This window comes from Ruegeria sp. SCP10, assembly GCF_040329495.1.
Lineage (GTDB): Bacteria > Pseudomonadota > Alphaproteobacteria > Rhodobacterales > Rhodobacteraceae > Ruegeria.
Genome location: NZ_JBDZYF010000005.1, coordinates 83,256 through 105,414 on the forward strand (window position 1 = coordinate 83,256; position 22,159 = coordinate 105,414).

General features: G+C 59.0%; 18 protein-coding genes. 6 read left to right on the forward strand and 12 right to left on the reverse strand.

The genetic code is table 11. The features are described 5' to 3' along the window. Positions 1–107 precede the first annotated feature (107 nt). Positions 108–1,406, forward strand: coding sequence for a dicarboxylate/amino acid:cation symporter (locus ABLN87_RS13125; RefSeq protein ID WP_353010870.1), 1,299 nt, complete (start codon positions 108–110; stop codon positions 1,404–1,406). A gap of 998 nt (positions 1,407–2,404) precedes the next feature. On the opposite strand, the gene ABLN87_RS13130 is transcribed toward ABLN87_RS13125, so the two are convergent. From ABLN87_RS13130 to ABLN87_RS13180, 11 genes are all read right to left on the reverse strand, one after another. Then, entirely contained in the window at positions 2,405–3,709 is a 1,305-nt protein-coding gene (locus tag ABLN87_RS13130) for a TRAP transporter large permease (protein WP_353010872.1), read from the reverse strand. Then, positions 3,702–4,211 carry a TRAP transporter small permease gene (locus ABLN87_RS13135; protein WP_353010874.1) on the reverse strand — a complete coding sequence of 170 codons (510 nt, stop codon included), beginning with the start codon at positions 4,209–4,211 and terminating at the stop codon, positions 3,702–3,704. Before ABLN87_RS13135 ends, ABLN87_RS13130 begins: the two co-directional genes overlap by 8 nt. A 3-nt stretch (positions 4,212–4,214) precedes the next feature. Next, positions 4,215–5,198 carry a TRAP transporter substrate-binding protein gene (locus ABLN87_RS13140; protein ID WP_353010875.1) on the reverse strand — a complete coding sequence of 328 codons (984 nt, stop codon included), beginning with the start codon at positions 5,196–5,198 and terminating at the stop codon, positions 4,215–4,217. A gap of 237 nt (positions 5,199–5,435) precedes the next feature. Further along, the gene (locus ABLN87_RS13145) at positions 5,436–7,346 is read right to left on the reverse strand and encodes an FAD-binding monooxygenase (protein ID WP_353010877.1); all 1,911 of its coding nucleotides are present in this window, start codon (positions 7,344–7,346) and stop codon (positions 5,436–5,438) included. 158 nt (positions 7,347–7,504) lie between these two features. Beyond that, positions 7,505–8,677: a LysR family transcriptional regulator gene (locus ABLN87_RS13150; protein WP_353010879.1), complete on the reverse strand. Its 1,173-nt coding sequence runs from the start codon at positions 8,675–8,677 to the stop codon at positions 7,505–7,507. Between the two features lie 115 nt (positions 8,678–8,792). Continuing rightward, complete coding sequence (locus ABLN87_RS13155) at positions 8,793–9,845, reverse strand: 4-oxalomesaconate tautomerase (protein WP_353010880.1); 1,053 nt, start codon at positions 9,843–9,845, stop codon at positions 8,793–8,795. Next, the gene (locus ABLN87_RS13160) at positions 9,838–10,509 is read right to left on the reverse strand and encodes a 4-carboxy-4-hydroxy-2-oxoadipate aldolase/oxaloacetate decarboxylase (RefSeq protein WP_353010881.1); all 672 of its coding nucleotides are present in this window, start codon (positions 10,507–10,509) and stop codon (positions 9,838–9,840) included. Before ABLN87_RS13160 ends, ABLN87_RS13155 begins: the two co-directional genes overlap by 8 nt. After that, a complete protein-coding gene (locus ABLN87_RS13165; protein ID WP_353010883.1) occupies positions 10,509–11,474 on the reverse strand; it encodes a VOC family protein in 966 nt (321 codons plus the stop codon). Before ABLN87_RS13165 ends, ABLN87_RS13160 begins: the two co-directional genes overlap by 1 nt. 17 nt (positions 11,475–11,491) lie before the next feature. Further along, positions 11,492–12,223: a PIG-L deacetylase family protein gene (locus ABLN87_RS13170; protein ID WP_353010884.1), complete on the reverse strand. Its 732-nt coding sequence runs from the start codon at positions 12,221–12,223 to the stop codon at positions 11,492–11,494. A gap of 1,168 nt (positions 12,224–13,391) precedes the next feature. Beyond that, on the reverse strand, positions 13,392–14,759 hold the full coding sequence (locus ABLN87_RS13175) for a sensor histidine kinase (protein WP_353010885.1): 1,368 nt from the start codon (positions 14,757–14,759) through the stop codon (positions 13,392–13,394). Next, complete coding sequence (locus tag ABLN87_RS13180) at positions 14,756–15,424, reverse strand: response regulator transcription factor (protein ID WP_353010887.1); 669 nt, start codon at positions 15,422–15,424, stop codon at positions 14,756–14,758. Before ABLN87_RS13180 ends, ABLN87_RS13175 begins: the two co-directional genes overlap by 4 nt. A 139-nt stretch (positions 15,425–15,563) precedes the next feature. On the opposite strand from ABLN87_RS13180, the gene ABLN87_RS13185 reads away from it, so the two are divergent. The 5 genes from ABLN87_RS13185 to ABLN87_RS13205 all read left to right on the forward strand — a co-directional run bounded on the left by ABLN87_RS13185 (position 15,564) and on the right by ABLN87_RS13205 (position 21,122). Then, positions 15,564–16,652 (forward strand): tricarboxylate transporter, encoded by a 1,089-nt coding sequence (locus tag ABLN87_RS13185; RefSeq protein WP_170714077.1) that lies wholly within the window; start codon positions 15,564–15,566, stop codon positions 16,650–16,652. Positions 16,653–16,728: 76 nt separating this feature from the next. Continuing rightward, on the forward strand, positions 16,729–18,759 hold the full coding sequence (locus tag ABLN87_RS13190; RefSeq protein WP_353010889.1) for a tripartite tricarboxylate transporter permease: 2,031 nt from the start codon (positions 16,729–16,731) through the stop codon (positions 18,757–18,759). Between the two features lie 10 nt (positions 18,760–18,769). Further along, on the forward strand, positions 18,770–19,858 hold the full coding sequence (locus ABLN87_RS13195) for a 4-oxalomesaconate tautomerase (protein ID WP_353010891.1): 1,089 nt from the start codon (positions 18,770–18,772) through the stop codon (positions 19,856–19,858). A gap of 50 nt (positions 19,859–19,908) precedes the next feature. Continuing rightward, complete coding sequence (locus tag ABLN87_RS13200) at positions 19,909–20,145, forward strand: hypothetical protein (protein ID WP_353010893.1); 237 nt, start codon at positions 19,909–19,911, stop codon at positions 20,143–20,145. Continuing rightward, positions 20,142–21,122 (forward strand): D-2-hydroxyacid dehydrogenase family protein, encoded by a 981-nt coding sequence (locus tag ABLN87_RS13205; RefSeq protein WP_353010895.1) that lies wholly within the window; start codon positions 20,142–20,144, stop codon positions 21,120–21,122. Before ABLN87_RS13200 ends, ABLN87_RS13205 begins: the two co-directional genes overlap by 4 nt. On the opposite strand, the gene ABLN87_RS13210 is transcribed toward ABLN87_RS13205, so the two are convergent. After that, a complete protein-coding gene (locus ABLN87_RS13210) occupies positions 21,091–22,155 on the reverse strand; it encodes an AbrB family transcriptional regulator (protein WP_353010896.1) in 1,065 nt (354 codons plus the stop codon). The two genes, ABLN87_RS13205 and ABLN87_RS13210, sit on opposite strands and share 32 nt — an antisense overlap. Positions 22,156–22,159: the final 4 nt, after the last annotated feature.

Consider the following 22,159-nt stretch of genomic DNA (forward strand, 5'->3'; position numbering starts at 1 on the left):
AACGTCATTTCTCCATTTGGGACCTAAGGTCGATCACTAGGCTGTTAAAGAAAACATGATTGCTCGCAGTTCGACATACTGACTGCCCAGTGGAAAGGGAGGTAATCATGGAAACCGCAAATCAAAAAACAGGGTTTCTCGCGCCCTGGAGAAACCTGCTTCTGTGGAAGCAAATCGTTATCGCCCTTGTTCTTGGGGTCATCGTCGGTGTCATTTTAAACACAACCGGCAACGAACAGTTTGCAACAACAATCAAGTACATCGGGACGTTGTTCCTTTCGCTGATCAAAATGCTGATCGTACCGTTGATCTTTGTGTCGCTGGTTTGCGGTATGACCTCGGTCAGCGACATGGCGCGCATGGGCAGGATCGGCCTTAAATCGGTCGTCTTCTATCTCTGCACAACTGCGTTCGCGATTGCCATCGGGCTTGTTCTCGGGACACTTTTCCAGCCTGGTGTAGGCATCGACCTAGGCGCCGCCGCTGCGATGGAAGCAAAAACTGCACCACCATTCATTGATCAGCTTATCGCGATCGTGCCCAAAAACCCAATTGCGGCAGCGGCTGACGGTAAAGTGCTGCAGATCATTTTCTTCGCCATCATGTTCGGCCTGTCTATCAACCTTGTTGGGGACGCGGGAAAACCGATCCGGGATTTCTTTGAAGCCCTGAATTCGGTCATCCTCAAACTGACGGAAATCGTCATATCGTTCGCACCCTACGGTGTTTTCGCCCTGATGGCTTGGGTTGCAGGCACTTACGGTCTGGATCTTCTTCTTCCGTTGGGTACGATCATTGCGGCACTTTACATTGGCTGCATCCTACACGCATTGTTCGTCTATGGTGGTCTGGTTACATTCCTTGGCCGTCTGAACCCGGTGCGGTTCTTCCAGGGCATCGTTGAACCTCAGATCGTGGCCTTTACCAGCACGTCTTCCTCGGGAACGCTGCCGGTCACCATGACAGCTGTACAGAAAAATCTGGGTGTAAATCGTTCCGTAGCCAGCTTCACGCTTCCTCTTGGTGCGACCATCAACATGGACGGCACGGCGATGTATCAAGGTGTTGCTGCACTCTTTGTCGCGCAGGCGTTCGGCGTTGACTTGGGCATGTCCGAATACATCACCATCATCCTGACATCGACGCTTGCCTCGATCGGTACCGCCGGCGTTCCCGGTGCTGGTCTTGTCATGCTGTCGCTGGTTCTGACATCGGTTGGGCTGCCGCTGGAAGGCGTTGCAATCGTTGCGGGTATCGACCGTATTCTCGACATGGCGCGGACATCGCTCAACGTCACGGGGGACGCGGCGTGCACCGTTCTGATCGCCAAGTCCGAAGATCAATTGGACCTCGAAGCATACAATACGCCGCATGTTTTGGCGGCACCTGATCTTTCTAAAGCATAGATCGTAAATCTCCCCGACTTCAGTCACCCCGATAGGGGTGGCTGCTTTTCGTTTTTGATTAGCCGTTTAATAACATTTTCGATTTCAAAAGCTTGGATTGAAAAAGTATGACTAGTCTACCTAGTCAGACAAACCACACCCAGGGATGGCTGGATCAGCGATGTACGCTGCGTTGCAATAATAGCGTGCCGCAGCCGCGTGAAATTTCTGCGTCGACAATCGCCATATAAGCGAAAGGCGGCTCCGTTGCTTGTCTAGGTTGTTTGACGTGGCAGCAGCGAAAACGGTTGAAATTTGGGTATCGCAATTACGCTGAATGACCGGTTTGATGACTTCGGCTTCAACGCAGCGATGAGCGCGCTGCACTTGCGAATGGATGTCGCGTCAGCGAACATCTGAAAGGACAACGGCGGCAATGTCCCGCCTGTGAGTTGTCGAATAGGCCAGCGGCGAAAGCATGGTCCCGGATCGCGCCAAGAGCAAGCCGGTTAATGACCGGTTTGACGACCCACCGCTGCGCAGCGGCAATCATACTGCCGCATGTGCGAACAATCGCTGCGTCAGCAAAAACCGCGTGTGCACAAGTCCGGTTTGTCCCGCACAGCAGACCTTGAGCGTTTTTCGCCAAATGTCCGCAATTCGGACATCGATCGATTTTCTCCAAATAACCGCTCTGCGGACTGGAGCCGCCTTGTGCGCGCGCAGCTATTTCTCATGCAGCAATCTCACGCATCTGCGGCAAACCGTTTGCTGCGATGCAGTCTATTTTCGCCAGAGCGGTCGTTGAGCCGTGCGACAAAACGCGTTCATCGAGACTCGAACGGGTTGCAAGCACCAACAATGGCGACTGGAGACTTGGTGCTTTGAAAAAAGAGGCAGCTATGTGACGTTCCCCGGAAACTTTTTTCTCTTGCTGCAAGCGTTTGCAGCCCGCCGACCCACGCCGCCATGGCAAGCACCCGCAACACGGCGAAATGAAACGCTGCCGGTTCGGCCCGTCACCCGAACATTGAGTTCGGGATGACCAAGGCGATCCCCGGGAACAGGATGACCAGTAAAAGGGTTGCGATCATGGCGAGCAGGAAGGGGAAAACACCAGCAAATATCGTTGAAAGCCCCACGTTCCCGGCCACGCCACGGACCACGAAGACATTCAATCCGACCGGCGGTGTGATCATCCCCATTTCGATGACGATAACAGCCACCACGCCGAACCAGATCGGATCGAAGCCCAGGCCGGTGATCACTGGGAAATAGATCGGAATGGTCACGACCAGCATTGCCAGCCCGTCAAGGAACATGCCCAGCACGACATAGCTCAGCAGGATAAGAACAAGCGTCCCATAGGGGCCCAGCCCGAAGGTGGTCAGCATCTCGCCCAGGGCCAGGGGAATGTCGGTGATCGCAAGAAACGGGTTCAACACATTGGCGCCGATCACTATCATGTAGAGCATGGCCGAGGTGCGCACCGTATCCTGAACCGCCTTGGCGAACCCTTGCCGCGAAATGCTGCGCGATATTACGGCCAGCAGGATCACCAGACCTGCGCCAATCCCTGAGGCTTCGACCGGCGTGAAGACTCCCAAATAGATTCCGCCGATAGACACCAGAATGACACCCAGCAAAGGGGCGGCCCGACCAAAGGCCCGAAAGCGGTCGACCAGGGGGATAGCTTCGCCCGGGGGGCCGGCCTGCGGGTTGCGCAGGGTGACCAGCCAGATGGCCAGAATGAACAGGCCCGACATCAGCAAACCGGGCAGGATCCCCGCCATGAACAGGCGGCCGATCGATTCCTCGGTCAGGATGGCATAGATCACGAAGCCGGTTGAGGGCGGGATCAAAAAGCCCAGGGTGCCCCCTGCTGCGATCGAACCGGTGGACAGGCCGGGGGCATAGCCAAAGCGTTTCATTTCCGGCAAGGCAACCCGCCCGATGGTGACCGCCGTCGCCACGGAAGACCCGGATACCGCCGAAAACGCCGCGCACCCGATCACCGAAGCCGAGGCAAGCCCGCCTCTGAACCGCCCAACCCAGGCATGTGCGGCATCGTAAAGCGCGCGGCTGAAACCGGCCTCGGAGGCGATGTTTCCAAGCAGCACGAACATCGGCACCACGATAAGATTGTAGTTCGAGACCGAGGAATAGGTCTCGGTGAACATGATCGCCGCGGCCCGGCGCAACCCGTCCAGCATCCATATGCCGAAGAACCCCGTCAGCAGCATGGCAAAGGCCACAGGCGTGCGCAGGATCATCAGGGCAAATAGCCCGGCAATCCCGCAAATTCCAATCATCAGATCAGTCATCCGCACTTCTCCATCCGACAATCAGGGCGAAGGCTTCCAACACGTAGACCAACGCGCACAGCGCCATGCCAACGAAAACTGCGCCGAAAAACGGCCAGATCGGCAGTTCGAGCATGTTGGTGACATCTCCGAATTCGATCGCCTCGGCGGCTTTCTTCCAGGCCTGGCGACACAGGTGGTAGAGCGCCACGATCGCAAGCCCCCGGAACAGCAGATCGCTCAGGAACCGCCCGGCCCGCCCAAGTGCGTTGTCAAACAGATCGACCCGGATATGGCCGCCCGAGGCGGTACACTGCGGCAGGGCCAGCATGGCTAGGGCGACGGCGGTTAATTGCACGATCTCGTTCACGCCCAGCAACGGGCTGCCAAAGGCATAGCGCATGATCACGCCCAACATCACCACGATCACCATGGTGATCAGACAGATGCCCGCACCAGCCGCCAAGAGGACGGGAACCTGGCCGACCAGTGCCGACCAGGAGGGTTTCTTGAGAAGTGCCAAGGCTTACTCGCCCATCAGCGCGTTGATAAAGGCTTGAGCGGCAATGCCCTCGGCCTCCGCTTCGGCAACGATCTGTTCGACCACAGCCGCCGAGGCCGCGTCGAACCGCTCGGCTTCTTCGGGTGACAAGGTGATCACCTGCTTGCCTTCACTCGCGGCAAAGCTTGTCAGCGCCTTTTCCGCGATACCCATCCATGCGGTGTTGCCGTTCAGCGATGCCTGGCGTCCGGCCGCCAGAACCGCCTGCTGCTGGTCATCAGACAGTTCGGCAAAGGCATCGCGGTTCATGATCATGAAGAACAGCGAGATGGTCGTATCCATCCCCTGGGTCACATGCTTCGTGACCTCGGCCAACCGGAACGCGCCCAGCGTGGTGGCGTCGGTCATCGCGCCGTCGATGACGCCGGTCTGCATCGCGTTGTAGATTTCGGGTGCGGGCATCGACACCGGGTTTGCACCCCATGCCTGAACCACCAGCCCAGCGTTGCGCGAGGGCACGCGAATGTTCAGCCCCTTCAGGTCATCGATGCTGGTGATTGGCTTGTTACCCATCAAAAGCAGGTTGGGCGCGTTGTTCCACAGCCCGACCAGAACCACGCGGCGATATTCTTCCGACAACAGGTCCATGTTTTCGACGATGGTTTTGGTGCCGGTGTCGGCGGCGATCACCCCCGGCAACTCGGCCAGAAGGGTCGTGGGGAAGGTCGAAGCTGTGTAGCCGGGCAGGCCAAAAGCAAGATCGGCAACGCCATCGACAACCCTGCTGTATTGCTCCTTCGGGCCCGGCCCAAGCTCGCCGCCCATATAGGCCCGCAGGGTCACTTCTCCGCCCGTGGCTTCAGAGATCGCATCGTTGAACGGTTCATAGACCGCCCCCAGAACAAAATGTTGCGGCGGCTGGAAATCCGCCAAGGACAGTTCCTCGGCACTCCCCCCGGTGGCAAACAGGCCAAAGGCAACGGCAGCTATTGTTGAAGTCAGGCGCATGAAATCTCCTCCTTATCGACTCGCGCGGATCATTTGCAGGAAATGATTGCTGTTGATTGTCCCCGATTATCGCTAGCCAGACCAATTCGAAGCTTTCGAGATTGGATAAGCTGACGCTAATCGACTTCCGGAACCTGGGGGGCACTTTTCCCGGGCTGCCAGGTTTTTAGTTTAGATTCAGGGCGTTTTGATGCCCTGCCGTCTTAAGCGACCGATCCACATCGGCGCCGGGCCGCCTCAGGCCTGTCGCAGGAAACCGGCGAAGAATTCGGCCAGTTCATCGAACGCATCCAGTGGCAGAATGCTGGCCACATGCTGATCCGGGCGCACTACTACAATGCAGCCTTGGCTTCGGTCGATACCGCGCATGTCGAATATGTCCTCACCCAGTTTCACATCCGCGCAGAAGACCTTTTCGTAGTCGCACAGCCCAAACCGCCCCTTGTGCGGTCGAAGCATGGAGGGCATTTCCGTGTATTCCAGATCGCGGAACCCCTGCTGGAACACTGCCCTGAAATCGATCACGGCGTCCACGTCCTCGTCGCGGCGCGTGTGGTGCCGGATCGGCGAATTCGGGGCGTTTTCAAGGAAGTCGCACAGATCATGGATGGCGCCACCCTCTTGGCCGGCATCCCCGGCACCGGCAAAGGCAAAGACCCGCCAGCGCGCATCCGCCTCGACGACATGCCCCATATGCATCGGTTTGGCGTCGGCCAGCCGGATCACCGGGGCCGAGTGGAACCGCATGCCGATCTCAAACTTGCTTGCCAGGGCCTGATGGCTGGCATCACCGATCAGCGCCGAGGGTTGATACTGGATCGTCAGACCCGAGGTATAGCGCAGGTTCTTCTTGAACTCGCGGGCAAAGCGCGGCAGCTCTTCGTCGGCGTCATCTTCGAACCGGGTCCCGACGATACGCGACCATTCATGGTCGAAATCGACCAGCCCCTTGGCTGCGGCCCAACGCTCGGCGCTGTAGCTGTGCAAGAGCGAGGGGTCGGCCCGTCCGGTCAGTACCGAGATCAGCTTCCAGCCAAGGTTAAACGTATCGCCCATCGACACGTTCATGCCCTGACCGGCTTTAGGACTGTGCGTATGGCAGGCGTCACCAGCCAGCATGACACAAGGATTGCGCGTCGACACCTGATCCTCGGGCACGTCGTCGAACTTGTCCGTCAGTCGATGCCCGATCTCATAGATCGACCACCAGACCACGTCCTTCACATCAAATTTGTAAGGCGCGTAGATCTGTTGGGCCTTTGCAATGATGTCGTCGATGGTCAGGCCACGATCCGCGGCACGCTCTTCCTCACCGAGGCTTTCCAGTTCTACATAGTGGCGCACCAGATAGCCGCCCTCGCGGGGCAGAACCAGCATGGTGCCACCGTTGCCGGACTGGATCAGCGCCTTCATCCGGTAATCGGGAAACTCGGTCACGGCCAGAACGTCCATAACCCCCCAGGCCTGATGCGCCGCGTCGCCATGCAGAGTGCCACCGATCGCGCGGCGCACATTCGACCGCGCCCCATCGCAGCCAACGACATAGCGAGCGCGCACGGTTTCGCGCTGCCCCTCGCGGTCGGGATCGGTGCGTTCGAGCGTCACCGTCGCAGGGTAGTCTTCGGCCTCGGGATCCACCACCACATCGACGACCTTGATCCCATAGTCGGGCTCTAGCCTCGACGGCGCGTTGCGCATGATATCGAGATACAGTTCATGCACTCGGGCCTGGTTGATCAGGACGTGGGGCATTTCGCTCATCCCGTCCTCGACATCCTGTACGCGACCGGCACGGTGGATATGGCTCTGGTTATCCGGAAGGGGGGTCCAGAACGTAGCCTCGTTGATCCAGACTGATTCCCGCTTGACCTTGTCGGCGAAACCGAAGGCCTGGAACATCTCCATCGAGCGCACATTGATGCCATCGGCCTGACCCTTCTCCATCGGGGACAGCTTGGGCTCAACGATCATGGCGCGGATCCCCGACACCCCGGCCAGTTGCGCCGCAAGGCACAGGCCTGCAGGCCCGCACCCCGCGATCAGGACGTCCACCGTTTCCGGAAGAGCACCCGCAGGGTCGCGCCATGGTTTCGCGGGCAGGTGCACATTCGGGTCACCGGGCGTAAATCCATTGAGATGATATTGCATGGTTTCCTCCAGTATGCGATCTCAAACGCCATCGATTGCGGGGGGCACAAAAGTCGCGACGCCCGCTGGCACGATGGCTCTGCCCTCTTGTGCTCAACTGGGGCTGACAACACCAATTCGAAGATATCTGAGCGGGATAAGTATGAGCTATAGAGCGGTCATCCCCTTGCCACCTCCCGCAATTTGTCCAGCAATAGCCCCTGTGCTTTCGTCGGCACCCAGCCGCTGCGATAGGTCGCTCCGATATCGCGGCTAGGCCAGTCGATCCCGGCGTCCAACTCGACCAGCGTCCCGGTTTGAACCTCTCGTTGCGCTTGCTGACCGGAAATGCAGCCCAGAAGATTGGAATTGAGCAAAAGCTCCCGCATCAACAAGATGGAACCGCATTCGACAATGCTTTCGGGCATCGGCATTGCGCGTTCCGCGAACAGCGTATCGAATTGCTCACGCGTGGGTGTGCCGGGGCGGGGAACCACCCACGGATGTTCAACCAGCTTTTCAAGGGTCAAGCCGGATGCCTTTTCCAGCGCATGTCCGGTCCTTGCCAGTATCACAAGATAGTCGGTGAACAAAAACTCCTGCACCACGTCCTCAACCGGCAGCGGATCGCGCAGGGCCCCGAGGATGAAATCGATGTCGCCGCGCCGCATCCCTGCGAGCATCTCTTTGTAAGTGCCATCAATTACAGTGATGGACTGCTTCGGGCGCAACTGCCGAAACCGCGCAATCGCCTCTGGCAGCAGTTTGGCGCGTGGCAAAGGCAAGGCGCCGATGCGGATACTTCCTACTTCACGTCCGTCGAAATCGGCCAAATCAGCATCGATCTGATCGAACTCGGCAAACGTCAGGCGAGCAGCTTGCGCAATGTCACGGCACGGGCCGGTTGCGACCAGTCCGAATGAGGTGCGTTCGAAAAGGGAACGGGCCGCTTCCTGCTCGATTTGGGAGACTGCCCGGTGCACAGTCGGCTGCGCCAGACCCAGATTGCGGGCGGCCAGCATGAAACTCTGGGCTTCGCTCATCGCGATGAGCGCCTGAAGCTGGGCATAGGTTGCTGTCACCGTCAGGCGCGGCGAGACTTCGGTCAAGGCGGCATCCAGCCGCGCCATAGCACGTCGCAGGCGCCCATCTACTACTTCGCCGCGCTGCGTCAGGAAGAATCCCTGCCTGGTGCGCTTGAACAAATTCCCGCCGGCCTCTCGCTCCAGCTTGGCCAAGGCCTGGGTAACGGCGGGTTGCGAAACAAGGCATTGTTCAGCGGCTGCGGTGGGGGTGCGCAAATGCCCGACAGCCAGAAAAACCCGAAAATGCCTCAGATTCCGAGACAGCACGCCAACCCTCCTTCTTCAGCAACCGGACAAGCGCACTTGCTCCTCCTGTAGCCCCTTCTTATCGAAAAGACCGGGCGATTGAAATTTTGGGCTTTGTGGGCGCGACAGGCCGGACCTATCGGAACACTTTGCCGTCCAGCAGTTTGCGTGCCGTGCGCAAAACCTCGGTGCGGGTGACCTCGCCGTTTTCCAACGTGCCCATCACCGTCATTTCCCCGGTGGGGTGTTCGATGCGCAGCTGTTTGAGGTTTTCGGGGGGGCGCACTGCCAAGTCGTGGCCGATGGCACCCGGTGTCAGACAGGCAGTGGCAACGCTGACCGCCCCAAGAACGCCAATGGTATTGTGACACCGATGCGGGATGAACGTACGGGTCGAGATGGTGCCCCCCTGATGGGCTGGCGACACAATCGTCATTTTTGGCACCGACTTTTCCGCAACATCGCCCAGGTTCATCATCGATCCGGCTTGCAGGCGGATCCTTTCCAGACGGGTCCGCAGCGCGTCGTCCGCCTCCAGTTCCGACGGCGTCTCGGACCCCGTTATCCCCATGTCCGCGGCACGCAGGATCACGCAGGGCATGCCGTTGTCGATCAGCGTCGCCGGGACACCGTCAATCACATCCACGACCTGGCCCGACGGAAACAGCGCGCCGCAGCTGGACCCGGCGGTATCCTTGAAGGCAATCGGCACCGGCGCAGCCGTCCCCGGCACACCATCGATCCGGGCGTCACCTTTGTAGGTGACGCGCCCATCGGGTGTGCGGACCCGGGCGGTGGCGATCTGGCCGGTGTTTTCCATGAAGATGGTCACCGGTGTCTCACCAGGATGAGCAGGAACCAATCCGGTCTCGATGGCGAAGGGACCAACACCGGCAAGAATATTGCCGCAATTCTGCGCATCCGTGACTTTCGGGCGGTCCACGAAGACCTGCAGGAACAGGTAGTCCACGTCGACACCATCGCGCTGCGAGGGTTTCACAACGGCCACTTTCGAGGTCAGCGGATCGGCCCCGCCGATACCGTCGATCTGGCGCGGATCGGGCGAGCCCATGACGCGCAAGAGCAGTGCGTCGCGTTCGCGCGGATCCTCCGGAAGGTCCGCAGCCAGGAAATAGGCCCCTTTGGAAGTCCCGCCACGCATCCACATAACCGGCGTACCGTCAGACATATTTCAGGCCCTTCTCGGCCAGACGCGGGCGCATGTCGTAGATGTCCAACCCCAGCTCGCCCGCGGTCAACCGCTGGCGTTTGGCCTCTTCGGCATCCAACCGGGTCTGGGTTTTCTCCATGACCTCGGCGGCGCTGGCACGCGGCACGACGCAGACCCCATCGTCATCGGCCACGATGATGTCGCCTGGGTTGACCAGCGCGCCGGCGCAGACCACCGGCACATTGACCGAGCCAAGGGTTTCCTTGACCGTCCCCTGTGCCGAGATGGCGGTGGACCAGACGCCGAACTTCATCTGCCGCAAGTCGCAGGTGTCCCGCACGCCGGCGTCGATGATCAGCGCGTGGCAGCCACGTGCTTGGGCCGAGGTCGCCAGCAGGTCGCCGAAATAGCCCATGTCGCAGGGCGCGGTCGGGGCCAGCACCAGCACATCGCCCGGTTGCAGCTGTTCGATGGCCACATGGATCATCCAGTTGTCCCCCGGCGGGGCCGAGATCGTCACAGCCGACCCTGCCAAGGCCAGATCCTGCTGGATCGGCCGCATATGCGCGGCCATCAGGCCAGTGCGCTCCTGCGCCTCGTGTACTGTGGCGACCCCGGCCGCGCCAAGGCGGCGGATTAGATCGGGGTCAGCCCGCTTGATGTCTTGAACAACGACACCCATCACACCTCTCCGACCGGCGGTGTGCCATGTGTGTGGAAGCTTTCGATGGTTTTCAGCCCCCAGGCTTGGCCCTTCTTGCGGTCCTTTTCGGTCCAGCAAATCGGTTCCCAATCGGGCGCCAGAATCAGGCGCGCGCCGGCATTGGCCAGTTCCACCCGGTTGCCGGCAGGCTCCCAGACATAGAGAAAGAAGGTGCCCTGAACCGCGTGCTTGTGCGGGCCGGTTTCGATGTGCACCCCGGCCTCGAGGAACAGATCGGCGGCGCGCAGGATGTCTTCGCGCTGATCGGTGGCATAGGTGACGTGGTGCAACCGCCCCACGCCGCCGCCATGCTCTTCGGTGCAGGCAAGGTCGTAGGTTTTGTTGTTCACGGTGAACCAGCAACCGCCCAACCGGCCATTGTCGAGTTGAATATACTCGGTCACGCGCGACCCCAGGCAGGTTTCCATGAAGCGCTTGAACTCGGTCACATCCGACGACAGCAGATTCAGGTGGTCAATCCGACGCGGCGGTACGCCGGTGAAACGGCTGGCAGTGTTTTTTAGCGCCGGGGCGTCGGCCCCCTCCGGCTCGGCACGAAGGGTGTCGTAATAGATTTCAAACACATGGCCGAACGGATCCTCAAAGCGGAAGGCCCGTCCGTGGCCCATGTCCCCTTCGTTCCAGCCATGCACCTTGTAACCAATGTCTTCGATGATCTTGACCCTGCGCTCCAGCGCCTCGGGGCTGGCGGCGCGATAGCCGATATGGCCGACACCGGTGGTGTGATGGCGGGTCAGCTTGAGCGAGTGATACTCGTAGTCATCCCAAGCCCGCAGATAAGCGCTGTTTTCGTCCAGGCCTGACAGTTTCAGGCCGTAAACCTCGGTGAAGAACGCCAGACTTTCCTCGAACTTGTCTGTCAACATTTCCACATGGGCCAAGTGCGCGATGTCAAAACTGGGATTGGTGGGTGTGGTTGTCATGATCTCTCCTCCGGCGATCAAAGTTCATCAACGGTGCGCGGGAAGATCGACTGGAAGCCTTCGGCATATTTGCAGTCGCGCCCCCCGGCCATCCCGCCGGAATTACGTTTGAAGTGATTGGCGCGCTGCTGGGCGGCGCGGGTGTAGTAGTCCCACAGATGGATCTGCCCCTCGTTGCATTCCATGGCGGCACGCTTTTGATCCCAGACCTCGGTGATGTCGAGGAAGGTGTCGGGTTTCCAGCCCATCTGCTCGGTCTGGTGCGGCTCGAACAGGTAGAGCTGCGGCGCACCCAAGACCTTTTCTCCAGGGTTGTGACCCCAGGCCTGGGCGATCATGCGGCAGGTCAGCGTGAACTCCGTCGTGCGCATGTGATCGGTGTTATAAGGATCGTACTGGGAATGGCTGAGCATAAAGCTGGGCTGAACCTTGCGAATGGTATCAACCACCCGGTCCTGGGCCGCCGCGCCCAGATCCAACGGGTAGTCTCCAAGGTCCAAGAACTGAATTTCGTGCACATTCAGCGCGGCGGCGGCGTTTTCGGCCTCGTTTCTGCGGATCGACTTCACTTGCTCCAAAGACTTGCCTTCCTTCCAAAGCCGCGCGCTTTCTCCGCGCTCGCCATAGGACAGGCACGCAACGGTGACGTCGTATCCGCGCCTTTGGTGCAACGCGATAGCGCCACCACAGCGCCAGACGAAATCCGCAGCGTGTGCCGAGATCACCAAAACCGTTTTCTTGCCGGGCATATTCTTAGTCTCCAAACCTTCTGGAATTGGCCCAAGCATCCCGCGAGCGAGGCTGGAATACCATTTCAAACCTCTACCCTCAGCATAAGATTTGCCTAAGAGGCCATGCGCCGTCCGCGTCCCAGCCCGCACCCCAACCAGACAGGCTGGATCTGTCCGTCATCCAATCAGGCGGTCAGACTGAACTGACAGTTTCGAGGACAGCTTGAAAACTGCTGCGATGGAATTCTTTGAAAGATCGGGGCGAGCGACGCAGCAGCGCCGCAGACCGGGCGCCGCTGCAAGCGCAAGTATTTCCTTGTACTTACTGAATATGAATTTTGCTGCATGTATTGAGGTCGACGAAGTCCCGCACCTGGGTCATTGGCCTCACGAATCTCGCTGCAGTAAGCATGAATGGCCGGCATCTACGCTGCACTGCGACACCCCAAATCGCGCAAGTGCGGCATATTTTGCTCCGCGAGCGTACGCAGCGAGATTTGAGCACTTCTGCAGTGGGCTCTTTCTGGGCTTTCTCTGCACCTGAGACCAATGGCTGATATCACTCTGCTCTGACGCGATGGACAATCTTTGAGTCGCAAAAGGCAAAACTAGTGCATCGAGGAAAATCCAGTTGATTCAAAATCAATGACTTGGCCGCGTGCCAATGGCAAAACTATGTGTCGCCCGACAGTTTTGTGTCAGGCGACACATAGTTCTGCCACCAGCGACAGAACCTTTCCATTTTTGCCTCACATCCTTCATCCAGCACCTAGACCGTTTTCAATGATCCTGACTTCTCCATTGGGAAAATCAGGGCTGATTTGCAGATCAGACGCCGAAGGCGCCTGTTCCTGCTGATCTGCCACGTGGCGAACGCGGATGGGGGCGAGGCAATGCTATTCGACAATAGTGGTGCGGCCCGCAAGCGTAGCCGAGGACACGGTGTTGTCTAATAGGGTTGCCCGAGGGGGAAGGCAGCGCCTTACCCCTGATGGCCAGGGGCGTTTGGCTTGTCCAAATCCCGCTGCCCCAAAACAGGTGCAGCGGAGCAGGCTTCGCCTTTACTATTTGCGCAAGAACGCGTTGTTATTCTAATGAATCGGGCGGGAAGCAGCCATTCGCTGCAATCGCAAAAATTCTCTTTGATTGTGACAGGTTTCGGGTTCCGAGCAGAAATAGAAACAAACTATAGGGCTATGGGAAGCTCGAGCGTAACGCTTGCTCCTTTTTCGACTTGGTTGATCGCGACCACTCCTCCGTGACGCTTCGCGACAGCTGAGACAATCGACAACCCTAAACCGCTACCTTCGGAATATTCCAGCTGCGAGAATCGACTGAAAACGGCTTCGCTTTGTTCGGGTGAAAGGCCGGTTCCGTCATCGGATACGGTAAGCTTTACGTTCTCGCCATCAGAGCGCAGCGCGACTGAAATTTGGCTCAACTTAGTCCCGCCGTGCTTAACTGCGTTGTCCAGCAGGTTTTTGATGGCCTCAGTTAAAAAAACCTGATCTCCTGAAACCGTTATTGTCGAGTCCGGCATCGTAACATCAAAATCGATCCCTTTTGTGAGGATATGAACGCCCATGTCAGCGCAGGCCTCTTCCACAACCGCACGGAAATCAATCTTGTCCATCTGATCCTGATGCGTAGGCTGCCGCAACCGCTCCAGCGACAATAGCTGCTCGGCCACTGTGGCGGAGTTTTTCGCCGCTGACACAAGTTCGATAATCCGTTTGTCCTTGTCCTCATCCGTTTTTGCGTCCCGCAACGCCTCGGCCATGGACTGAACCGCTGCCGCCGGATTTCGCAGCTGATGCGCGGCTTCGGAGATAAACACCTGATGGGCGTTGATGCTGTGCTCGACCTGTCCAAACAGTCGGTTCAGGGTTTGAACAATGCCATGAACCTCGACCGGGACCGGGCGTTTGATCTTGCTGAGATCGTCGGGTGAGCGTAGGTCGATCGCATCCTGCAAATCCAGCAAGGGGCGCAACCCGCGTGCGACCCCGAACCACACGACAACAGCAAGCGTGGCCAGCAGGATACCCATCAGGATCGCGGCGCGGATCGACAGTTCGTTCGCAAAAGCGTTGCGGTCCGCGACGCGTTGCCAGGCCGTAACTGTCGCATCGCCCACCAGGTTATCCAGTGTGACCCGCTCGGTCATTTTCAGTACGCGCACCAACTCATCCCGATAAACTGCTTCGAAAAACCGCGGCTGGTACGTGTCCTGTTCAGACGGTTTTGCAGCGGCCGGAGGATATGCATACCCTGTGACGTAGATGCCACCTGGTCCGGTCACGTGATAAAAAATCTCACCGCCTGAAGCATCGCGGATCAAGCTGCGCGTGGTGGGCGACAAGGCATCACCTTCTGACACAGCCACGTCGCGCGAAATGGCCAGACCGGCGGATAGCAGGCTGTCGTCAAACAACTCCTGCGCCGTTTGCTGGGCCACGGTATAGCGCCAGTATCCAAGCAGGATTGCGAGCAGCACCAATGGCGTCAGGATCAGAATGAAAAGCCTGAGCCTGAGTGAGCCGTGCCGGATCACTTCTGCACCTCAAGCAGATATCCAAGGCCACGGGCGGTCTTGATCCGGATACCGAGGTTCTGAAGGCGCTTGCGCAGCCGCGATACATGCGGCTCGACCGCTGAATCGTCGACATCGGCACCCACGCCGTAGACATAATCAGTTAGTTGGCTTTTGGGGACGATTCTGCCGCGACGCTCAAGTAGGCATTCAAGCACGGCCATTTCTCGGCGCGGCACGTCTAGCGCCTGTCCATTCGCGCTAACCTGTCGGGTGGCGCGGTCAAATTCCAGGTCTCCGACGGTCTCGCGCGCGCCATAATCCAGTTGTTTGCGACGGGAAAGCGCGCGGATGCGAGCCTCAAGCTCATCCATCTCGAAGGGCTTCACAAGGTAATCGTCTGCGCCCATATCCAGGCCCGATACGCGATCGCTGGTCTCGGTGCGCGCGGTCAGCAGGATGACAGGCGAGCTATCACCCCGATGGCGCAGCGACCGCAAGATCTCAAGCCCTGACCGACCCGGCAGGTTGATGTCCAGAACGATCAGATCCGCGCCTTCTTGTTCCAGATATAGATCGGCGGCATCGCCATCTGTCAGCACATCAGCGGCATGGCCTCGATCTCGCAGGCGATAGGCAATGGCGTTGGCGAGGGTCCCGTTATCCTCGACGATGACAATCCGCATTCGGGCTCCTGCAAGTTTCGCGCAAGGTTGGCGTTCCATGATTGCCAGATGGGAGGGGGAATCAACCCCACAGTTCTAATTGCAATCATGGTGGCGCGAGTGGCGCTGACGTGGTTGTCTGGTCAACAGGGAGGAACCAATGGCCATTTCCAACTTCACCCGTCGCGCCGTCGTGGGGCTGATCGCCGCCGCCGGACTCGCGGCACCCGCCGCTGCCGAGGTCGATTTCTCGGGCAAGACCATCGAATGGGTCATTCCGTTCTCAGAAACGGGCGGGTCTGCCAAATGGGCCAATTTCTTCGCCCCGCTTCTGTCCGAGGCTCTGCCTGGTCAGCCGACTGTTGTGGTAAAGTTTATGCCCGGTGCAGGATCGACCAAGGGCGCGAACTGGTTTCAGGAGCAGAGCCACGACGACGGCACGCTGCTGTTCGGCACCTCTGGCTCGACACAGTTCCCCTATCTGCTGAGTGACCCGCGCGTCCGCTATGAATACAATGACTGGATTCCTGTCATGGCGTCGGGTACCGGCGGTGTCGCCTATCTGAACGCAGAGGACGGAGCCAAATTCGATGGCTCTGCCAATGCGCTGAAAGACACCAATTTTATCTACGGCTCGCAGGGCGCGACCCGGCTGGATCTGGTCCCGCTGCTGGCCTGGCAGATGTTGGGTATGAATGTGGAGCCGGTCTTTGGCATCAAAGGCCGTGGTGATGGTCGCCTGATGTTCGAACGTGGCGAAGCCAATATCGACTACCAGACCTCGTCCGGTTATCTGGGCGGGTCGGCCCCACTGGTCGAGGCTGGTCAGGCCGTTCCGATGATGACATGGGGCGCGCTGGATGCGGACGGCAATATCGTGCGCGATCCGACTTTCCCGGACATTCCAACCTTCAAAGAGGTTTGCGAGGCCACCGATGGTTGCGAAACCAGTGGTGAGGCTTGGGATGCCTGGAAAGCCTTCTTCGTGGCGGGCTTCCCGGTTCAGAAACTGGCGTTCTTGCCCGGGGACACACCACAGGAAGTGGTGGACGCATACACCGCAGCGTTCCAAGCTGTGACCGAGCGTGGTGACTTTGCGGACATTTCGTCCAAGCGCGTTGGTAAGTATCCTGTTTTTGTCGGCGAAGGCTCGAAATCTGCTCTGCAGACGGCGACCAATGTGGATGACAATGCCAAGCAATACGTCCTGAACTGGCTGAAAGAGGCCTACGGCGTCGAGCTGAACTAAGCTGACACGTCGTCGCGCGCCCAACGAAGGGCGCGCGTTTCTCTACATACAAAACAGTTAATGAAAGGCGGCCGCTATGGAGGTTTTCGCCACCGCTCTACCTGCGCTTGGTGATGCGTGGGCTCTGATCCTGCAACCTATCGTGCTGGGCTATCTCATTCTCGGCGTCGTGATGGGGCTGGCCGTGGGCGTCTTTCCGGGGCTGGGAGGCATCGCCGGTCTGTCCCTGTTGCTGCCCTTCATGTTCGGTATGGACCCGATCCTTGGACTGGCGCTGATGATCGGTATGGTCGCGGTGGTGCCGACGTCGGACACTTTTGCGTCCGTCCTGATGGGCATCCCCGGCAGCTCGGCGTCGCAGGCGACCGTGCTGGACGGCTTCCCCATGGCGAAAAAGGGCGAAGCGGCAAGGGCGCTGTCGGCGGCTTTTTCCTCGTCCCTCTTCGGCGGGCTGGTCGGCGCGACCTTCCTGACCATGTTCATTCTGATCGCGCGACCCATTGTTCTGGCCTTCGGTCTGCCCGAGATGTTGATGATCACCATTCTGGGTCTGTCGATGGTCGCCATTTTGGCGGGACGCATTCCCCTGAAAGGCGTCGCCGCCGCCGGATTGGGCCTGATGGTCGGCACGATTGGTGAGGCCGACGCGGGCGGTTCGCTGCGCATGGCGACTTATGACATTCCTTATCTGACAGACGGTCTTAAGCTGGTCATCGTTGGCTTGGGCATCTTTGCCGTGCCCGAAATCGTTTCGTTGCTGCGGCAGGATCGGTCGATTGCCAAAGGGGCCTCACTGGGCGCCGGTTGGCTGGACGGTGTCAAAGACTGGTTCGCTAATATCTGGCTGTCGGTCCGCTGTTCGATCATTGGCGTTGTTGTGGGCGTCATTCCCGGCCTCGGGGGGTCTGTGGTCGACTGGATCGCCTATGGCCATTCGGTTCAATCCACCAAGGACAAGAGCAATTTCGGCAAAGGCGAAGTGCGCGGGGTCATCGGCCCGGAAAGCTCGAACAACGCCAAAGAGGGTGGGGGGTTGGTGCCGACCTTGCTGTTCGGCATTCCCGGTTCCGGTTCGATGGCGATCTTCATTGGCGCGGTGGCCCTGCTGGGGTCGGGCGATATCGAGGTCGGTCCGAGCATGCTCAAGGACAATCTCGACATCACTTATTCGATCGTCTGGCTGCTGGCGTTGGCCAACGTGGTCGGCACCATCCTGTGCATCGCGGCCTCGGGCGGGATCGCCAAGTTAACCACGATCCGTTTCACCTATCTGGCGCCGTTCCTGTTCATGTTGATCAGCTTTGCGGCCTTCCAGTCCGGTCAGAACTTCGAAGACCTGCTGGCCTTGTTCGTGATCGGCCTGATCGGCATCTTTTTACGCCGTTTCGACTGGTCGCGCCCGGCCTTCCTGATCGGTTTCGTTCTGTCGAACCCGGTTGAGAAGCTCACCAATCAGGCGTTCCAGATCGCCTCATTCCGTTTCCGCAAAAGCTTTGGCGAGGGGATGGAATATGTCTTCAGCCCTATCGTCATCGTGCTGATGGTGGTCACGGTTGTTTCGGTCATTCTGGGTATCCGGCAGGCCAAGATGATCATGGCCGAGGGTGATGTTCAGGCCGGTACCAAACGCGCGCCGCTTATCTTTCTGCTGGTGATCATGGCCTATCTGATCGTCGCTTTGGTCAACGCCAACATGATCCCCGACTACAATATGACCGACAAGATCATCCCGCTGGTTATCGGCAGCGTCTCGCTATTCTGTTGCGTGATCCTTCTGATCCAGATGATGCGACGTCCCGAAGGCGACGTGATCTTTGCCGACAAGGAAATCGCCGGTGAAGACGCCAGCGCACCCCACGGTCTGTGGTCCACTCTGGCGTGGTTCGCCAGTTTGATCGCAGCCACGTGGGTGGTCGGCTTCATCCTCGCCCTGATAGGGTTCCTGATCGCCTTTCTCCGTATCCGCGCCGGGTCCAGCTGGCAGATGACCCTGATCCTGACCGCCTGCGGCATCGGGTTCATGTGCCTGATGGCGGGCGCTCTGAACCGCGATTTCCCGCCAGGTCTGTTGCAGGACATGGTCAGCCTGCCCTGGCCGTTGAAGTGAGGGGTTCAAAATGACTCAAACCGCAATCCCTTATATCTTGATGCGTGGCGGCACGTCGAAAGGCCCGTATTTCCGCCGCTCGGATTTGCCTGAGGATCTGGACGCGCTGGCCGAGGTGCTGATCGCCGCTCTTGGGTCCGGGCAGTCGCTGAACATCGACGGCATCGGCGGCGGCGCGGCGGTGACCACAAAGGTCGCGATGCTGTCGGTTAGCGAGGATGACTGGGCCGATATCGACTATTTCTTTGCGCAGGTCTCGGTCGAGGACAAGCTGGTCGATTTCAAACCGACTTGCGGCAACATCCTGTCCGGGGTTGCCCCTGCGGCTATCGAGATGGGCCTGTTCAAACCGCAGGGCGATGAAACCGAAATTCGCATTCGGGCCGTCAACACTGGGGCTCGGGTCGTGGCCAAGGTGAATACACCCGGGGGCGAATTGACCTATGAGGGTGATGCGGAAATTGCAGGCGTTCCCGGTCATTCCGCGCCGGTGCGGCTGAGTTTCATGGGCGTGCTGGGCTCGGCCACCGGAGCGTTTCTGCCCACAGGCAACCTGCGCGATACCGCTCAAGGTATTGAACTGACTTGCATGGATGTCGCCATGCCGATGACTATCGCCCGCGCCTCGGATTTCGGGTTGACGGGCTATGAAAGCGCCGAGGAGTTGGACGCAAACCGCGCGTTCTTTGACCGGATGGAGGCCGTTCGGATCGAAGCCGGGGAACAGATGGGTATGGGGGATGTGTCCAAATCGGTCACCCCTAAGTTCGGCCTTGTCGCGTCTGCCAGAGACGGCGGAACGCTTGCAGTGCGGTATTTCATGCCGTGGAAAACCCACCCGACCATGGCCGTCACCGGGGCGCAGTGCATGGCGTCTTGCGCTTTGACGCCCGGGACTGTTGCGGACGGTTTGCTGGATCGCCCTAAGACAAGCCCGGCTGAGGTCGTGTTGGAACACGCATCGGGCAAGATTGACGTGTTGGTGGATTTTTCAACCGATGAGGGATTCACCGTGAAAGCGGCGGGCTTGGTGCGAACCGCACGCAAGCTGGCGGACGGGCATGTTTATGTGCCGAAATCGGTGTGGAAGGGGAGTTGATCGGGCAGCCCAGACTAAGTATACTGTAGTATACAATAGCGGAGGTCGAGATGGACAATTACTCAGAATGCCTCGATATCGCGCGTCAGGAACTTAGGTTGGCGCAAGCGGTCTTAAGGCGGGATATCGCGGAGTACCCGACACCGATCGCTGGGTGCGATGAGCAGTTCAACCATCTGCTGGACCAAAGCGAACGGGTCCGAAACGCTCTGGCCGCCCTCGACGCGCCGCATTTTGTGCCAACCCCAAGAAAGCTGAACACCGGTCAGGGTATTGAAAGCCGATGAACGTACATATTCTGGATGATTGGTTTGACACGCTGCGGGGCCTGTCGTGCTTTGAGAAACTCACCGGTCATGAAGTGACAGTATGGACAGATCATGTTGAAGACACTGATGTACTGGCCGAACGACTGCATGACGCGGAGGTGCTTGTCCTGTTCCGCGAACGTACCAAAGTCACTCGCGCCTTGCTGGGGAAGTTACCGAACCTGAAACTGATCAGCCAGCGCAGCGTTTATCCTCATGTCGATGTTGAGGCCTGTACAGATCACGACGTGCTGCTGTGCTCAAACATGCATGGCGGGACGCCGTCATATGCTGCAGCTGAACTTACTTGGGCGTTAATCATGGTCGGGATGCGGGATTTACCCGCACAAGTGGCCTCGGTCAACGCAGGGCGCTGGCAGGCGGGCGTGGGCAAGACGTTGAGGGGGCGTCAGTTGGGGCTCTATGGCTATGGCCGCATTGCTCGCGCCATTGCAAGTTATGCCGAGGCCTTTGGGATGAATGTGGTCTGGTGGTCATCCGTAGAAGGCCGAGCGCGTGCGCAGGCGGATGGCGCGCAGGTCGCGCCCAGCCGTGAAGCGTTCTTTGGCAGCAGCGATGTTGTCTCGGTCCATGTGCGCTTGAAACCGGACACGCGCGGGATCGTCACCGCATCGGATTTCGCACAGATGCAGCCGGGGGCGCTGTTTGTAAACACCTCGCGGGCTGGGCTAATCGCGCCTGGTGCTTTGCTTGAGGCGCTGAACGTCGGTCGTCCCGGCAAAGCGGCGATTGATGTGTTCGATACCGAGCCACTGACCGATCCGACCGACCCGCTTTTGTCACATCCCAACCTGATCGCGACACCACATATCGGCTTTGTCACTGAAGACGAGTTCGACCTGCAATTCGCGGATGTTTTCGATCAGGTGAACGCCTATGCCGAAGCCGCTCCGATCCACATGATCAACCCCGAGGTTTGGACCAAAGCAGAATAAGATTTGCGGCGATGGGCGCACCAATGATCACCAACACGATCCTTGTCACATGGTGGGTGATTACAAAGCCCAGATCCGCGCCCGAGACGATGGCCAGCACCGTCATCTCTGCCTGCCCACCAGGCGCATAGGCCAGAAACGCCTCGACCGGTTGGCCGAAGCCCAACGTGGTGACAACGGCGGTGAATGCTGCGGCGAGCACCGCCAGAACAACCACATAGGCGCAGCCCGCCGCCACGACTTCGCGCAGCTCTACCCAAGTCACGCCCACAAACTTCACACCAATTCCGCAGCCAATGAAAAACTGCGCTGCAAGGATGGCCTCGCGAGGCGGTCGGGTATGAATGAAGTCGCCCAGTGACAAGGCGGCCGTAAGGATCATTGGCCCCAGGATTGACGCCCCGAACAGGCCGATCCGCTCTCCGCCTTTCCAGCCAACAATGGCGGCCAGAACCATCAGCGCCAATTCATGTATTGGCAGGTTGTGCGCGGGCTCGCCAATCGGATTGGTGAGTTGGGCATCATAGAACACGGTGAGGAACAAGGGGGCCAACGTCACGATGATCAGCACGCGCGTACCGTGGATCAAGGACAAGGTACGCGGATTGGCCCCCGCCTCAGTGCCAAAGATGATCATGTCTTGCAAACCGCCCGGCATGGCTGCGTAGAAAGCCGTTGTGGAGTCAAAGCCCCAGAATTTGCGAAAGAATGGCACACCTGCCAGCGCGATTAGCAGGATGAAGAACGGGATCAGCGCAATTGACGCGGCCATTTTTGGCAATTCAGCAAATAGAGCCGGCGTAATCGATGCCCCTACCGCCACGCCCAGTATAGTGCGGGCGGCAACCGAGACCTGTCCAAAGCCTTCCATCGGTGCGTGCGCAAGAGCTGCAACCAAACATGCGCTCATTGGCCCGAACAGAAAAGGTAGCGGCAGGTTTAGCGCCCAAAATATCCCAGTGCCCAACACCGCCAGGCCGAGCGTGACAGCCCGTTTCTTCAGAAGAGAGGGGGTATCGGTTTGGCTGTGCAAGGTA

Bases quoted from the DNA above. Each gene is read 5' to 3' on its own strand.
- ABLN87_RS13165 (WP_353010883.1), bottom strand. From the start codon at position 11,474: ATGACAACCACACCCACCAATCCCAGTTTTGACATCGCGCACTTGGCC.
- ABLN87_RS13130 (WP_353010872.1), bottom strand. From the start codon at position 3,709: ATGACTGATCTGATGATTGGAATTTGCGGGATTGCCGGGCTATTTGCC.
- ABLN87_RS13185 (WP_170714077.1), top strand. From the start codon at position 15,564: ATGGCCATTTCCAACTTCACCCGTCGCGCCGTCGTGGGGCTGATCGCC.
- ABLN87_RS13170 (WP_353010884.1), bottom strand. From the start codon at position 12,223: ATGCCCGGCAAGAAAACGGTTTTGGTGATCTCGGCACACGCTGCGGAT.
- ABLN87_RS13200 (WP_353010893.1), top strand. From the start codon at position 19,909: ATGGACAATTACTCAGAATGCCTCGATATCGCGCGTCAGGAACTTAGG.
- ABLN87_RS13155 (WP_353010880.1), bottom strand. From the start codon at position 9,845: ATGTCTGACGGTACGCCGGTTATGTGGATGCGTGGCGGGACTTCCAAA.
- ABLN87_RS13180 (WP_353010887.1), bottom strand. From the start codon at position 15,424: ATGCGGATTGTCATCGTCGAGGATAACGGGACCCTCGCCAACGCCATT.
- ABLN87_RS13195 (WP_353010891.1), top strand. From the start codon at position 18,770: ATGACTCAAACCGCAATCCCTTATATCTTGATGCGTGGCGGCACGTCG.
- ABLN87_RS13160 (WP_353010881.1), bottom strand. From the start codon at position 10,509: ATGGGTGTCGTTGTTCAAGACATCAAGCGGGCTGACCCCGATCTAATC.
- ABLN87_RS13140 (WP_353010875.1), bottom strand. From the start codon at position 5,198: ATGCGCCTGACTTCAACAATAGCTGCCGTTGCCTTTGGCCTGTTTGCC.
- ABLN87_RS13190 (WP_353010889.1), top strand. From the start codon at position 16,729: ATGGAGGTTTTCGCCACCGCTCTACCTGCGCTTGGTGATGCGTGGGCT.
- ABLN87_RS13145 (WP_353010877.1), bottom strand. From the start codon at position 7,346: ATGCAATATCATCTCAATGGATTTACGCCCGGTGACCCGAATGTGCAC.
- ABLN87_RS13205 (WP_353010895.1), top strand. From the start codon at position 20,142: ATGAACGTACATATTCTGGATGATTGGTTTGACACGCTGCGGGGCCTG.
- ABLN87_RS13125 (WP_353010870.1), top strand. From the start codon at position 108: ATGGAAACCGCAAATCAAAAAACAGGGTTTCTCGCGCCCTGGAGAAAC.